Consider the following 15221-nt stretch of genomic DNA (forward strand, 5'->3'; position numbering starts at 1 on the left):
AATATTTCATGGCGCACAAAGTCTTCTACGGTTCCCCAACCATAAGCAACAGTGCGCTTAACGCTAATACAGACCTTAAGTGTAGCACCAGTAACTAGCTTGACCCTTAAAAGGGCCTAAAATCCGCGACGGCGAGGGGAATCTCCCGTTGAGTCTGTGATTGCTGAGCCTGTTGGAAAGGGCGAAAGGACTATGTGAGCGAACTAGTTTGTTTCTGCCAAACGGCGAGCGAATACGGGAAGACCTATGCGGTTGAGATGTTCGATTTCCTCTTGCATAGTGCGGGGAGGGTGATGTTTGCTGTTTACCAGATCGCGCATCGCTTGACCGCATAATTCCGGCGCCCCATCGTACATGCGACTCAAAAAAGCGTCGGGTGATTGGACTTCTAAACCTACCGGAGCGAGAGCGGACTGTGGAAAGTGTTTCAGGTTGAAAGTAACGATGGTTTGAGCGCCAGCCAAGCGCGCTGCGGCTAGGACATGGCGATCGTCTATATCTGGCAAAGCTATGTCTTGTTCAAGTGTTTCCCAGCCTTGGGTGAGTGCCATCGGAAAGGCCTTGTTGGCCGCGTCTAGCACTTGCTGGGCCTGCTGCTTGCTCACCTGTCGGACTTCTTGAATTGCTACACGCGCCTCTTCCATAATCTTATCTGACCAGAAAGGCTCATATGCGCGCGCTTCCGCGAGGCTGAGAAAGGCATCGAGGGTCCAGGTGGGAACGAAGAGGTTTGCGTCGAGGAAGGCGGCTTCTAGCATGGCTAGTCCTTGAACTGAGCGAGATACTGGGAGTAGTCCACGTCGTAAGAGCCGGCCTGCGAAGCGTTTTCTCGCATGTTTTCTAGGCTGTGACGGGTTTGCTGGTCTCGCTGACGCTTATAGGCGAGTACGTCTTCCAAATTGAGAAAACGGTAGCCTTGCGCTTGCGGGCGCGAGTAGGGGATAAGGCCTCGGTCGAGCATGCGGGTAAGAGTGCGCTGGGAAATACCGAGAATTTGCGCTGCTTGGCCTGTCGTGAGGCGCTGAGTTTGCTCGGCGGGAGTAACCTGCTCGCAATCTGAACTCGGTGAGGAAAGTACCAAGTCTCGAATCTGCTGGTAGAGCTTGACGGATAGGGGGATGCGCTCGCCGTCTTGGCCCTGAAGAAAGGGTAAATCGCTCTGCTGTTGGGCCTTTCGGGGCATGGGGTCAGCTTGCCTTGCAATGGTCATCGTTACCTCCTTAATACTGCTCAGCATAGTACACAATGGACACAATGGACAAATGCTTGCGCTTTGAGCTGCGTAAGAGTTGCCACTTACTGTTTAAGCTCTTGCACTTCGGTATGCTTTCGCCCTGCTTTCGTTGCGCTCTCGCGACAGGGCAAGGCTTGGTTGCTTGCACAGCGATGGGTATGCTGTTAGCTCAGTTGCTGGGGTTGGGTGGGGCTAATAAACGGTGGGAGGGCTGGGGATTGGCTCTTTTGCGCGCTCGATTGGGCGGTGGGGTGAATTGCGGGGCGGGGAGGGGGTTTAGTAGATTAGGGGTATGGCTTCTTCTCTTGCTCCTGACAGTTTTGTGCACTTGCATAATCACACGCATTACTCCACGCTCGACGGCGCTTCCAAGATTCCTGAACTGGTGAAGCAGGTGAAGGCGATGGGACAAACCGCTATCGCCATTACTGACCACGGCAACATGCACGGCGCCTACGAGCTTTGGCGCACCGCGGTCGACAACGATATTAAACCCATCTTGGGTATCGAGGCTTACGTAACGCCGGAGACTGCTCGGCAGGATAAAACCCGCGTGCGCTGGGGCGATGAAACCCAGCGATCAGACGACGTCTCCGGCGGCGGTTTCATCACCCACATGACCCTGTGGGCCGAAGACGATACCGGCTTGGTAAACCTGATTAAGGCCTCTTCTATAGCCAATCTTGAGGGCTTAGTGGGCAAATGGCCTCGTATGGATAAAGAGGTGCTCGCTGCACACTCGAAGGGCGTGATTGCATCGACGGGCTGCCCCTCGGGCATTGTGCAGACTCGCTTGCGCTTGGGCCAGTTCGACGAAGCCCTGCGCGCGGCCGGCGAGTTCCAAGACATCTTCGGTAAAGATAACTATTACGTGGAGTTGATGGACCATGGGCTTGAGATTGAGAAGCGGGTCACGAAAGACCTGCTCGAAATTGCCAAGCGCATCGGAGCTCCGCTGGTAGCTACCAACGATGCTCATTATGTGCGCAAGGAAGATGCGGGCGCTCAGGATGCCCTGCTCTGCATCAACTCCGGCTCACACCTCGACGACCCGGGCCGCTTCAAGTTCGACGGCTCCGGCTACTACATTCGCTCAGCAGAGGAGATGCGCGACCTCTTCAAAGAGTTCCCCGAAGCTTGCGACAACACGATGGAAATAGCTGAGCGCTGCAACGTGATGTTTGACGATCACGAAGATGGTGCTTTCATGCCCCGTTTTGACTGCCCTCAGGGCTGGGACGAGACTTCGCTCTTCTTGAAACAAGTCGACGATGGCCTCAAAGTGCGCTATCCAGAAGGCGTGCCCAGTGAAGTCTCTCAACAGGCAGACTATGAATGCGGCGTGATTTGCCAGATGCAGTTCTGCGGCTACTTCCTCGTGGTCTCCGACTATATCAATTGGGCCAAAGAACACGGCATCATGGTGGGCCCCGGGCGTGGTTCGGCAGCAGGCTCAATGGTGGCATACGCTATGGGTATCACCGAGTTGGACCCCCTCCAGCACGGCCTGATTTTCGAGCGATTCCTCAACCCAGAGCGCGTCTCCCTGCCCGATATCGACGTGGATTTCGACCCTGATGGGCGTATGAAAGTCCTCGAATACGTGGCCGAAAAGTATGGCTCCGACAAGGTAGCCCAATGCGTGACTTACGGCACCATCAAAACTAAGAACGCTTTGAAAGATTCGGCTCGCATCATGGGCTACGAATACTCAGCAGGTGAGCGCGTCACTAAAGCCCTGCCGCCTTCTGCAATGGGCAAAGACGTGAGCTTGCACGACATTTTCGACCCCAGCTCCAAGCGTTACCCGGAGGCGCGCGAGTTCCGCGAACTCTACGATTCTGACTCTGATGTGAAGCGCATTACCGACGAGGCCAAGGGCTTAGAAGGCATCATTCGCCAGACGGGTGTGCACGCCTGCGCAACTATCATGGGAGCCGAGCCGATTACGAACACGTCGCCGCTCATGCAGCGCAACGACGGCACGGTGACCACCACCTTCGAATATCACACTTGCGAAACCTTGGGGCTGGTCAAGATGGATTTCTTGGGCCTTTCCAACTTGAGCGTAATCCGTGACTGCTTGAGCAACATCACGCGCAACGGTAAGGAGACCATCTCCTACCAGCAGATTCCGCTGGACGACAAGGAAACATACGAGCTGCTCTCGCGCGGTGACACGCTTGGCGTCTTCCAGCTCGATGGCGACGGCATGCGTTCCCTACTCCGCCTTCTAAAACCCGATAATTTCAACGATATATCCGCACTGATCGCCCTCTACCGCCCGGGCCCCATGGATATGAATTCGCATATCAACTATGCTAAGCGCAAGAACGGGCAGCAGAAGATTGAGCCCATCCACCCTGAGGTGGCCGAGCCGCTTAAGGCGGTTTTGGACGAGACGTACGGTCTGATTGTCTACCAGGAGCAGGTGCAGTCTGCCGCGCGTATTTTGGCCGGTTATTCGCTGGGTAAGGCAGATGTGTTGCGCCGAGCTATGGGTAAGAAAAAGCCCGAAGTGTTGGCCAAGGAGCAGGTGCCCTTCTTCGAGGGTATGAAAGAACATGGATACTCAGAGGAAGCGGCTCAGGCCGTGTGGGACATTTTGGTGCCCTTCTCTGGCTACGCTTTCAACAAGGCGCATTCCGCAGCTTACGCCCTTATCGCATACTGGACTGCCTACCTGAAGGCCCACTATCCGGTGGAGTTTATGGCAGCCCTCCTGCAAGGCGAGCGCACCAACAAAGACAAGACGGCCCTCTACTTGGGCGAGGCAAGGCGTATGGGTATCCAGGTCTTGGCACCCGACATCAACGAGTCGGTTTCGGAGTATTCCGCAGTCGGCGATGTGGTCCGTTTCGGTCTTGGTGCTATTCGCAACGTGGGCGACAAGGCCGTGACTGAGATTGTGAAGCAGCGCGAAAGCAAGCAGGGCAAGTTTGTAAACTTCCTTGACTTCGTGAAGCGCGTTTCGATGGATGCGCTCAACAAGCGTACGGTAGAGTCTCTCATTAAGGCCGGAGCTTTCGACGAGACAGACGGCAATCGCAGGGCTCTGTTCCAGATTCACGAGGTCGCCATCGACCAGGTGGTTCCTTTAAAGCGCAAGCAGGCCGAGGGCCAGTTTGACCTCTTTGCTGACGAGGATGAAACGCCTGAATCTGACTTGCTGGGCGATGCTGACGTGTCGGTGCCAGACATCGAAGAGTGGGATAAGAAAACCAAGCTCAACTTTGAGCGCGAAATGTTGGGTCTGTATGTTTCCGACCATCCGCTTTCGGGCATGGCCTCGATTTTGGCTGGCATGCGAGATATGTCGATTGCTCAGCTGATAGACCGTGCTCAGTCGATTGGTGAGAACCAGAGTGTGACTTTGGCAGGTTTGGTTACTTCCGTAGACCGGCGCGTTTCCAAGCGTGGCAACCCTTGGGCGCGCGTGACTATCGAGGATTTGGAAAGTTCAATAGCCTGCACCTTCTTCGGCAAAGCATACGACAATGCGAGCGAGCAGTTGGCGCTCGACACCGTCATTCGCATACGCGGTCAGGTCGACGTGCGCGACGAGGGCGTGAGCCTGCGGGCCCAAGACATGGAAGTTCCCACTATGGAGTCTGCTGACGAGCGGCCGCTCATTATCACCCTTCCTAGGGGTGCTCTGGATCGTGGGCGGATGGAGCGCTTGGGCCGTATCTTGCAAGATCACCCTGGCTACAGTGAGGTCAAGCTTGCGGTGTCGGACGCTAAGGGCAATGTGAAGCTCTTTACCTTTGGAGATGGTTTCCGCACCCGGCACGACACTTCGATGCTAGCGGAGATTAAATCGATATTCGGACCCTCCTGCTTACCGGCTTCGTGATTGCGTTCGGGTGAATTCTCGCTAGGCGCGAGTAGGTTGAGTAGATAGAAAGAGACGTGTTAAGCTCCAAGGAGGTGCCCATGAGCGAGAATTCCAACGATTCGGCGTTGCCCGCCGGAGGTGCAGACGGACACCTTTCTGATGAGGAGATTGAGCGCGCTCTGGCGGACTTCGAGCGAGAGATGCAAAGCGGGCAGGGTAGCGCCTCTGGTCAGGAGTTAGGGCAGGGGCCAAGCGAGGCTGCGCTCGACGCTGAAAGTACTGACAGACTCCAGAGCACCGATGCAGCTGGTGCCAACGGCATCGACCCTCTGGCTGCCGGCAGCTTTGATGAAGAGCTCGAAGGTCTCATTGGTAACCGGGCTAAGGCTGCGCTTATTGTTACTCGACTGGCTTCGGCTGAGCTGCTGTCTGCTTTTTGTCAGATTTCAGACATTTCTGCCCTGTGTGTAGACGCGCCCGAGGGGGCAGTAGCGCTCTTGAAAAACTTGGATGGCGATGGCCCCGAAGCTGCGGTGAAAGACCTGACGACTGTGGTTTCAGGGCTCTCAGCCATGCTGGTGGTCAACCGGGCAGACAAGTTGGAGGCCAAGCTGTGGATTGAGGGGCGCTCGGGCCAGTCCTTCCCTCCGCCAATGGTTTTTGCTTCCTCGGCTGATTTTGTGGAAGACTTGCTCATCGGTACTAGCGATGTGGAACTGCTCAAGGTGCAGGGATTCACACTGTTTGATTCGGGCAGCTTAGACCGGGCTAAGGCTATGGGCATTATTGCTGAGCACACGCGCTTTAATCGCGGTGGCAAGCCTAAGGGTGGTCGCATCGAGTAGCCTTAGGTGCTAGGTGCTAGGTGCTAGGTGCTAGGTGCTAGGTGCGTGTTGCTGCTAATGTTACAGGCTCAACTCTTGAAAAGCTGATTCTCAGGGCTTTCTTAGTTTCTCGTCACAGGCTGGCGACAAGTCGTTAACATAGGGCGGGCCTTGCAAGAAATATAGGCATGCGACTATGGGTTCATGGAAAAACAAGAAGAGTTCGCCCTGCGTACTGTTGAAGAACGAGATGTGCGCTTCATTCGCCTCTGGTTCACCGACGTACTAGGGACCTTGAAATCGGTGGCTATAGCGCCTGCCGAACTTGAAAAAGCCTTCGACGAGGGCTTGGGCTTCGACGGCTCCGCGATTGAAGGCATGACTAGGGTCTCGGAAGATGACATGATTGTCAAGCCAGATCCTTCCACCTTCCAAATACTTCCTTCACATGGCGGCCCCCAAGGTACTGCCCGCATTTTCTGCGATATTTTGACCCCAGACGGCGAGCCCTCCCGTGGGGACCCCCGCCACGTACTCAAGCGCGCATTGGCCCAAGCCAAAGAGAAGGACTTTACCTTCTACGTGCATCCCGAAATTGAGTTCTACCTCTTTAAGGGCGAGGAAAACTGGCTGAATTCGCCTGTTCCTATCGACGAGGGCGGCTACTTCGACCATGTGCCGCGCAGCCCTGCTATGGACTTCCGTCGCTCCTGCGTGAGCATGCTGGAGCAGATGGGCATTTCGGTGGAATACTCCCATCACGAAGCGGGCCCGGGCCAAAATGAGATTGATTTGCGCTATGCGGACGCTTTGGCCACAGCAGACAACATCATGACCTTCCGCACGGTCGTTAAGGAAGTTTCCTTGGAGCGGGGTATGCATGCTTCCTTTATGCCCAAGCCTTACACCGACAAGCCCGGCTCGGGTATGCACACCCACTTGAGCCTCTTTGAGGGCGATACGAACGCCTTTTACGAGGTAGGGCAAGAGTTCAACATGTCGACTACGGCCCGGCAGTTTGCGGCCGGGATTTTGGCTCACGCGGCCGAGATTTGCGCGGTAACCGACCAGTATGTGAACTCCTACAAGCGCCTGTGGGGCGGGGCTGAGGCACCTTCCTACATCTGCTGGGGTCACAACAACCGTTCGGCCCTCCTGCGCATCCCGCAATACAAGCCCGGCAAGGGCAATTCGGCTCGCATGGAGTTCCGCGCGCTCGATCCAGTAGCCAACCCCTACTTGGCCTTCTCGGTCCTGCTGGCTGCCGGCCTAGATGGCATTGAAAAGAAGATGACCCTAGGCGAGCCCACTTCGGACGACGTTTGGGAACTCACCGACGCTGAGCGCCAGGCTATGGGCATTCAGCCCCTACCAGATTCGCTCGATACGGCCCTAAAAATCATGGAAAAGTCCGACTTCGTAGCCGGCGTCTTGGGCGAGCACGCCTTCGAGTACTTCCTACGCAACAAGCGCCAAGAATGGAACGAATACAACCGCCAAGTAACCCCCTACGAGCTCGAATACTATCTGCCGAGACTGTAGCGATTCTTGCCGGATATAAAAAGCCGGGCTGCCAGCGACACATTTGTGCTGGCAGCCCGGCTTTGTGTTGTTATGCAACCGTTAGACAGTGAGCCTTATATTGTCCGCTTTTTGACGGAGGGGGTGGCGGGCTCTGGCTTGGGTGGGTTGAACCAGCCGTTGTACATGAGGGAGAAGTTGCGGTTGCCGTAGGCGGAACAGGAGTCACCTTCACCAGCACCGGCCTTGAGGGCTGCTTCGTTGGGCTGGTAGGGCGTGTAGATGTAAAGCAGTGCGGTGGCTGTGTTTTCAATGTAGACGTCGGAAGCGCCGCAGGAGGGGTCGGGGGAGTATCGCACCGAGTTAATACGGCCGGGCTTGAATTGGTAGTCGTCGATATGTTTTTGGTAGTAGCGGTAGCGCTGGGCGGCACCGTAGACCTGGTTGAAGAAGCCTGCAAACTTGGGGTCACAGGAGTCATCGTCGGGGCAAGATAAGCCCATAGCTGCTTTGTATTGAATCTTGCTGGGGGCAGTTGCCGAAACTAAGTGCTGTTCTTTTTGGAGCATGGTAAGCAAGACTTTTTGGCTGACTCCGCAGGAGCGGGCTGCGCCGTCGATGATGGTAGCTGCGCTTTGGTTCTTGCCGCCCTGATATTCGTCACACAAATCGTCGGCAGGCTTTGACGGTGTGTCAACTCGGAAGTTTTTGAGGCAGGGTTCGGAGTCCTTGCTGCTCTGGGCTGTGCACTCGGCACCCTTTTGGTTCAGGAAGGCCTGCACGTCGTCGCCGTTCATACTAGTGGTGTCAAAAAAGCGTTCGTCGCTGATGATTTGACCGGGGTTGAAACCATAGAGTTCGTGCGATTCTTCCTGATGATTGCGCATATTGTTGACCTTGATGCCGTAGCCCAAAAAGCCCAAGGCAGTAATCACTAGGGCAATGACGAGGATGAGCGCCACGAAGCAGGCAGCAGCGGTCTCGACCCGGCGACCGAGGGGGAGTCTCAGCCAGCGCTGGTAAAGTGAGCGGGCTTTTTTCGATGACTTGGGACGCTTTTTGGCGCCCGATTTGGACTTTTTTGATCCGGAATTCGTTGTCTGCTGAGTACTCATCCTACTCCTCTAATACTTTGCGAATTCGTTGCAAGCTGACTGGTTCGTTTGTACCAAGCTCTTGGGCCCAGAGCGAGACGTAAAACTCCTCAAGCATCCAGCGAGCCTGTTCGGCCTTGGCTAGGAGTGCTTCGCGGCGGGGGCCGGCCGGTTGCTTGCTGGCCTTAGTGTGCGCCTTGTCAACAAGATGCTGAGCTTCGTCTGCCTGCCAAGCCCAGCGTACATCACGATTGCGGTCGCTGCGAGCCTTTTGGAGGCGCATTAAGTCGGCATGTAAGTATTTGCTGAGCTGCGGCAGGGCTTGCGGGGCGGTTTTGCCGATGAAACCGGTGCATACCAGGCCGGCGATATGGTCGCGAACCCACTGCAAGACGGAGAGCAAGGGCAGGTCGGCAGGACCGGAGACCGCCTTGTCGACCTCGGCGTAGCGCTGCAAGATAGCGATAACCTGCTGGGCAATCTCATAGACCTTGTCTTCAAATACTCCAGATACCTTGTAAACCGCCTCTGTTAAGGCCTGATCACTGGGCAGCTCGGCAATTTGTGGTAGGAGCTGCTTTACCGCTGCCAGCTGTAAGTCTTCCACAAGAGCTTTGGTGGATGGGTAAGGCGCGGAAGCTAGCATGAGTGCCTCGCGGCTGAGCCAGCGGGAGGAGACGCGTTCACTGGGTAGGCGCAGCGTATCCAAAGCGCCCTTCCATAGCATCTCCGAGCGCGAGACAGTAGTGGCACCCGAGCGCTGTAAGAGGTTGGCTTGCTTGACGATTTGCCCCTCTTTGGCCGCCTGCTCAGCCTTGGACGAGACTCGGTCTTGGGCCGAGCGGCGGGCTGGTTCGGCAAACTGCTTTTGAAGAGCTGGCAAGGATTTGGACTTGCCTAAGAGCTTGACCTGTGAACTACGCGAAACCTGGGTTTTGTTTGGTTGACCGCTTGCCTTGGGCTTGGCCTGCTTAGAGTCTTTGCCGGTCGTGCGCTTGCCCTTGTTGAGCGGCTCTTCAACAGCAAAGGTGATGCGCAAATAGGGAGCTAAGCGTTCTTGCTGTTCGGCAGAGAAGACTTGGGGATGAATCTGCGCGCCGACTACCTCGATGGCGGCCTGCGTAAAGACTTGGTCGAAGGGCGGCCACTGGGCTGATTCCTCCCCTTGCCCCGCATCGGCAGGCCCGGCAGCAGGCAGACTGGGATAGTGTTCGTCAATCCACTCGCGGATAGCCCGTGCGGTGTCTGGAGCAGGTACGAACTGCACACGCAAGGCCTTGGGCAGCGATTTAATGGTCGCCACAATCAGCTCGTCCAAGAGCCCGGGCACATTCCAAGTAAACTGCTCGGGTGTTAAGCGGTTGAGAGCTGCCAGTGGGATGTGAACAGTCACGCCGTCATCGGCTGAGTGAGGGTCGTACACATAGCTCAAACGCAGGTCGATGGGGGAGCCGTCGCTGCCGCGTGTATGCCAATGGTCGGGATAATCGCCGGGCCGGGCAGAGGCTTCGCTCTGGTTTAAGCGGTCGATTTGCGAGGGGTCGAAGGTTAAGAAATCTGGGTGCTTCTGATGTTCGCCCTTCCACCACTTGCCTAAGGCCGCCAGCGAAGTGATGTCTTGAGGAAGGCGTTCGTTGTAAAAGTCAACTAAATCTTCCTCGGAGGCAGTCTGCGCAACCAAGCGCGTTTTCGAGGCCTCATCGCTAGCCTCTTCGAGAATTTGACGGTTGTCTTCAATAAAGGAATCGTACGAGAAGCGCTGGCGGACGTCTCCTTCTACTAAGCCTTGGCGAATGAGGAAATCGCGAGCTTGAGCCGGGTTAATGGAACCCCAGAGCACCGGGCGGGCATTGACAATTGGCAACCCGTAAAGCAATACAGTCGAAGAAGCGACAGCAGCGCCCTTGGAGGCGGACCAGTGGGGTTCGGCGTAGGTGACGCGGGTGAGAGAACCTGCTAAACGTTCGGCCCAAGCCGGGTCGATGGCTGCGCAATAACGGGCCCAGAGTCGGGAAGTTTCTACCAGGCCGGCAGACATAATCCACGTAGGCGGCGATTTGACCACGTTAGAGCCGGGGAAGATGGCGAACCGGGTACCGCGTGCCCCCCGGTAATCGTTGTGAGAGCGCTTTTCGGCTTGCTTTATAGCCCTGGCCCGAGCAGCCCCCTTAAGGCCGGTGAACTGCGAAGCTTTGGGCTCTACGATGACTTGCATGCCAATGTTTGAGAGCAAACCAGCCAGCATAGCCTTGTGTACACCGTCGTTATCCCAGGAGCAAGCTAAAGAGCCGCGCCCCTGCTGGGCTTGGGGGAGGGCTGCAATCTCGGGCTTGGGTCTAGAATCGGGCTTAGGGTCGCCGACTGTGATATGCATTTCCTGGCACATGTGCGTCAACTGCTGATAAAGGTCATGCCACTGGCGCAGGCGCAGAAAACTGAGGAATTCGCTCTTGGATAGTCGGCGCAGAGTCGAAGAAGAAACTGCCTTACTGCCCTCAGGGAAGCAGTAGTGCCAAAGATTTAAGACGCTGATGAAGTCGGAGCTGGAGTCTGCAAAGCGAGCGTGGAGACGGTCGGCTTCTTCGCGCTTTTCGTCGGGGCGCTCGCGGGGATCTTGCAAGCTTAAGAAGGCGACTACAACGATTACCGCGGCTACTGTGTTGGGAGTGGCGGAGTGGGCAGCTTCGAGAATCATGCGACCCAAACGAATATCGATGGGGATGCGGGCAAGCTTGCGGCCCATAGGATTGAGCCGGATGTCGCCGCGCTGGCGATCAATGGCACCCAATTCGGTCAATTCGTTGAAACCGTCGGCTACGGCCCTCATGTCGGGCGGATCAATGAAACCGAAGTCGCTCACGTCTTGGGCTGTGCGGGCCACGCCCACCGAAAGCATGTGGAGCACTACTGCGCCTAGGGAAGTGCGCAAAATCTCTGGCTCGGTAAAGCGCGGCCGAGTCTCGTAGTCCTCGCGCGAATAGAGGCGGATAGCGATACCGTCAGCCACACGCCCACAGCGGCCTGCCCTCTGGTCTGCCGAAGCTTGGGAGATGGGCTCGATGGGGAGACGCTGCACTTTACCGGACTTCGAATAGCGCGAAATACGGGCCAAGCCAGGGTCGACCACATAGCGAATGCCGGGAACGGTGAGCGAGGTTTCGGCTACATTAGTGGCGATAATAATGCGCTGGCGGGAGTGAGATTGGAAGGCGCGGTGTTGCTCTTTGGCAGAAAGTCGGGCATACAGAGGGAGAACTTCGATGGCATCGGGGCGACTTATGTCTGCCGTGCGGGGGCCAAAGTGGTGGTTGAGTGCTGCTTGATATTCGTGAATGTCGTGCTCGCCAGCGGCGAAGACCAAAATATCGCGGGGCCCGCTTTCGTGCGAGGAGTGAATCACAAGCTCAGAGCAGGCGCGGGCCACGGCGGTGGGCAGGTCTGCTTCTGCCATCTCTAGCGGGTCACCTGAGTCCGGATCGAGCTTGGGGCTAGCGAATCCCGGCACCAAATTCATCAATGCAGGCGGGGCGCCAAGAGGCTCATAAATAGTTTGGACCGGATAGGTGCGGCCGGAGACTTCGATGACGGGAACTCTGGTGCCCAAAGCCTGAGCAAAATGCTCTTGGAACTTCACCGAGTCAATCGTGGCTGAGGTGATGACTAGCTTAAGGTCGCGCCGCTTGGGCAAGAGGGCGGTCAAATATCCGAGAAGAAAGTCGATGTTGAGGCTGCGCTCGTGGGCCTCGTCTATCACAATCGTGTCGTAGGTCGTGAGCTTGGGGTCGCGCTGAATCTGGGCCAGCAAGATGCCGTCGGTGACCACTCGCAGCCGGGTTGCGGGGGAGGACTGGTCGTCGAAACGGACCTGATAACCCACCTCAGTTCCTAATTCAACATGCAGTTCGGAGGCGATGCGTTCCGCTACTGTGCGGGCGGCCAGGCGGCGGGGCTGGGTGTGTACAATCTGATGGCCATGCGTGCCCCGGCCCATTTCTAGCAGAATCTTCGGAATCTGCGTCGTTTTACCGGAGCCTGTCTGCCCGGAGACGATGACGACTTGGCTGGAACGAACGGCCTGCTCAATCTGGTCGCGCGAGGCAGAAACCGGCAGTTCGCTAGGATAAGTAAACTTCATGGACGCGTGACCTCAACCACCCGGTAGCCCTTAGAAGACGCATATTTGGAAGCCTCCCAGCCTTGGGGAAGCTGCCCATTGAGCCAAGTAATGAGCGAATCTGAGCCCAAGTTGCGCTGGACCACTAAATATGCCGAGCCGCCTTGAGAGAGTCGGGGCAAATACGTCATTAAGAGATTGTGGAGGACTTCTTTGCCTACTCGGATGGGTGGATTGGACCAAATTTGGTCAAAGCTAAGGTCTGCGGGCAAGTCTTGAGCCGTGACAGCTTCGATATTGCTTACCCCGTTGAGCATGGCACTGCTGCGCGTGAGCTCAAGGGCGCGCTCGTTGATGTCGAGCGCCCAAACCTTGGCTCGAGGGCTTAAAAGGGCCACGTGGAGGGCGATGGGCCCCCAGCCGCAGCCTAAGTCTAAAATATTGCCGCTCTGGGCAGGTGCGGGCGCATGACGCAAGAGTACGGATGTGCCCAAATCGAGGCGGGAGGCAGAAAATACGCCATTAGAAACCTCTACGTGGCGGTCGGCTCCAGCGAGTTTGACGCTGAGCTGTCGGCGGCGGTCCTCAGAGCTGGGTTGGGCCGAAAAATATTGCTCATCCCTACGCACTCCTGTTTCCTGCCCCTCGCTCACGCTCACTGCTCCCTCTCTTCATTTCTGCTGCTTACACTCGCAGCACATACGCTCTTTGATTGTATCTGCCGACATGGTCTAGCAAGCGCTGGGTGAACACGCTAGGCTTAGGATAGGGGCGCTCTTGGCTCAAGGCTGATTGGGGATAGGATAGCTATAGAGTAAAGAGCACCAATTCTTAAGAGAGGTGTCAGTGACCCAAGAGTCCACAAACATGCAAACTGCCCAAGGGGCGGATCAGTCGCAAGTCCTGCGCGAAGAGGCGCTTTTGGAAGGGCAATCACAGGTGTTGCTCGACGAGAGCGGCGAACAAGCGCGTTTGCGCGAAGACGAAGCCTGGCAGGAGCGCGAGCGGCGCAATCTGTTTAAGCATGTAGAAGGCTTGGGTGAGCTTGAAGACATCACTGAAGTTGAATACCGCAAGGTGCGTTTGGAGCGGGTGGTGTTGGTAGGGGTGTATTCCTCTGCTCAGACCAGTCCAGACGAGGCGGAAGAATCCCTGCGCGAGCTGGCGGCCTTAGCGCAAACGGCAGGCGCAGAGGTATTAGATGGTCTACTTCAGCAGCGAGATAGACCAGATGCTGCCACCTATGTAGGTTCAGGCAAGGCGAAAGAATTAGCCAATGTCGTGGCTGCACAAGAGGCCGATACTATTATCGTTGATGACGATCTTCATCCCTCCCAGCGCCGAGCCTTGGAAGACGTTACCAAGGTCAAGGTGGTGGACCGTACGGCTTTGATTCTCGACATTTTTGCCCAGCATGCTACCAGTCGTGAGGGTAAGGCGCAGGTGCAGTTGGCTCAGCTTGAATATCTGTTGCCTCGCTTGCGTGGTTGGGGTGGCTCGCTTTCTCGGCAGGCAGGCGGTCAGGCTGCAGGGCAGTCCGGTGGTATTGGCTCGCGCGGCCCTGGTGAGACGAAAATCGAGACCGACCGGCGGGTAATTCGTAAGCAAATTTCGAGGCTCAAGCGTCAAATTCAGCAGATGGCGCCGGCGCGAGAAGTCAAGCGTGGCTCTCGCAGACGCCATGGTTTGCCTACCGTAGCTGTTGTGGGATATACGAACGCAGGTAAATCTTCGCTTACGAATCGCCTGACTGGCTCCGCTGAGCTTGTGGAAAACGCGCTTTTCGCAACTCTCGATACTGCTGTACGCCGGGCCAAGGCGAGTGACGGACGGCTCTACGCGCTTGTTGATACCGTAGGGTTCGTGCGCCGCCTGCCTACCCAGCTGGTCGAGGCTTTCAAATCAACGTTGGAAGAGGTGTCTCAGTCCGACGTTATTGTCCACGTGGTCGATGGATCCCATCCCGATCCCTTCGCACAGATTGAAGCAGTCGACAAGATTCTGTCTCAGATCGAAGGAACCGAAGGCATTCCGCGGGTTCTGGCTTTCAACAAGGCTGACAGGATGGACCAGGCTGCTCGCGAGCGGGTCAGTCAGCTTGAATCTGAGGCTTACATCGTCTCAGCTCGCACTGGCGAGGGGGTTGATGCCCTCCGCCAGCGGGTTGAAGATATCCTGCCTAAGCCCAGCGTACGAGTCGAAGCTAAGCTGCCATACTCCGCTGGCGCTCTGCTCTCACGGGTGCGTGAATACGGGCAGGTAGTGAGCGTGGACTATCAGGGTGAAGGCATTGAGCTAGTGGCCGATGTTGACGACCAGTTGGCAGCTCAACTGATGGATGTGGCCCTTGACGGTGCTGTAGGAGAATCTCAATAGCAGGGGCGCGAAACGCTCGGGCAGGAGACTTGCAATAGCCAGCAGCACGGTGGTAAGAGCTGGGGCTTATGCCTTGTCTTGAGTGCTTTCTTGCGCTGTGAGCGTATATGTGCGCGCTTGGCCGCGTTTTGGAAAAACGTCAACAAGTGTGGATAGAGTTAAGACGTTGAATAATGATGGCTCTTCGACCCGAGGGGTCTCATAAAGAGAGGTCTGAGAA

At 56.4% G+C, this 15221-nt stretch carries 9 protein-coding genes; 4 read left to right on the forward strand and 5 right to left on the reverse strand.

Annotation, left to right across the window (positions count from 1 at the left end):
• Nucleotides 1-203: 203 nt before the first annotated feature.
• Nucleotides 204-758 carry a PIN domain-containing protein gene (locus R8377_RS02425; protein ID WP_317643382.1) on the reverse strand — a complete coding sequence of 185 codons (555 nt, stop codon included), beginning with the start codon at nucleotides 756-758 and terminating at the stop codon, nucleotides 204-206.
• A gap of 2 nt (nucleotides 759-760) precedes the next feature.
• Entirely contained in the window at nucleotides 761-1210 is a 450-nt protein-coding gene (locus R8377_RS02430) for a helix-turn-helix domain-containing protein (RefSeq protein ID WP_317643383.1), read from the reverse strand.
• 316 nt (nucleotides 1211-1526) lie between these two features.
• Here R8377_RS02430 and dnaE point away from each other — a divergent pair, with 316 nt between their 5' ends.
• The 3 genes from dnaE to glnA all read left to right on the forward strand — a co-directional run bounded on the left by dnaE (nucleotide 1527) and on the right by glnA (nucleotide 7438).
• Complete coding sequence (gene dnaE / locus R8377_RS02435) at nucleotides 1527-5090, forward strand: DNA polymerase III subunit alpha (RefSeq protein ID WP_317643384.1); 3564 nt, start codon at nucleotides 1527-1529, stop codon at nucleotides 5088-5090.
• A gap of 80 nt (nucleotides 5091-5170) precedes the next feature.
• On the forward strand, nucleotides 5171-5917 hold the full coding sequence (locus R8377_RS02440; protein ID WP_317643385.1) for a hypothetical protein: 747 nt from the start codon (nucleotides 5171-5173) through the stop codon (nucleotides 5915-5917).
• 183 nt (nucleotides 5918-6100) lie between these two features.
• Entirely contained in the window at nucleotides 6101-7438 is a 1338-nt protein-coding gene (gene glnA, locus R8377_RS02445) for a type I glutamate--ammonia ligase (RefSeq protein ID WP_317643386.1), read from the forward strand.
• Between the two features lie 95 nt (nucleotides 7439-7533).
• Here the strand turns inward: glnA and R8377_RS02450 are convergent, their stop codons facing one another.
• From R8377_RS02450 to R8377_RS02460, 3 genes are read right to left on the reverse strand one after another with little or no spacing between them, the layout of a single operon-like run.
• Nucleotides 7534-8532 (reverse strand): hemagglutinin, encoded by a 999-nt coding sequence (locus tag R8377_RS02450; RefSeq protein ID WP_317643387.1) that lies wholly within the window; start codon nucleotides 8530-8532, stop codon nucleotides 7534-7536.
• A gap of 1 nt (nucleotide 8533) precedes the next feature.
• A complete protein-coding gene (gene hrpA, locus R8377_RS02455) occupies nucleotides 8534-12646 on the reverse strand; it encodes an ATP-dependent RNA helicase HrpA (RefSeq protein ID WP_317643388.1) in 4113 nt (1370 codons plus the stop codon).
• The gene (locus R8377_RS02460) at nucleotides 12643-13278 is read right to left on the reverse strand and encodes a class I SAM-dependent methyltransferase (protein WP_317643389.1); all 636 of its coding nucleotides are present in this window, start codon (nucleotides 13276-13278) and stop codon (nucleotides 12643-12645) included. The genes hrpA and R8377_RS02460 overlap by 4 nt, the downstream gene beginning before the upstream one ends.
• 214 nt (nucleotides 13279-13492) lie before the next feature.
• On the opposite strand from R8377_RS02460, the gene hflX reads away from it, so the two are divergent.
• Nucleotides 13493-15001, forward strand: coding sequence for a GTPase HflX (hflX, locus tag R8377_RS02465; RefSeq protein WP_317643672.1), 1509 nt, complete (start codon nucleotides 13493-13495; stop codon nucleotides 14999-15001).
• Nucleotides 15002-15221: the final 220 nt, after the last annotated feature.

Origin of the sequence: Bombiscardovia apis (genome assembly GCF_033095945.1) — a bacterium.
GTDB lineage: Bacteria > Actinomycetota > Actinomycetes > Actinomycetales > Bifidobacteriaceae > Bombiscardovia > Bombiscardovia apis.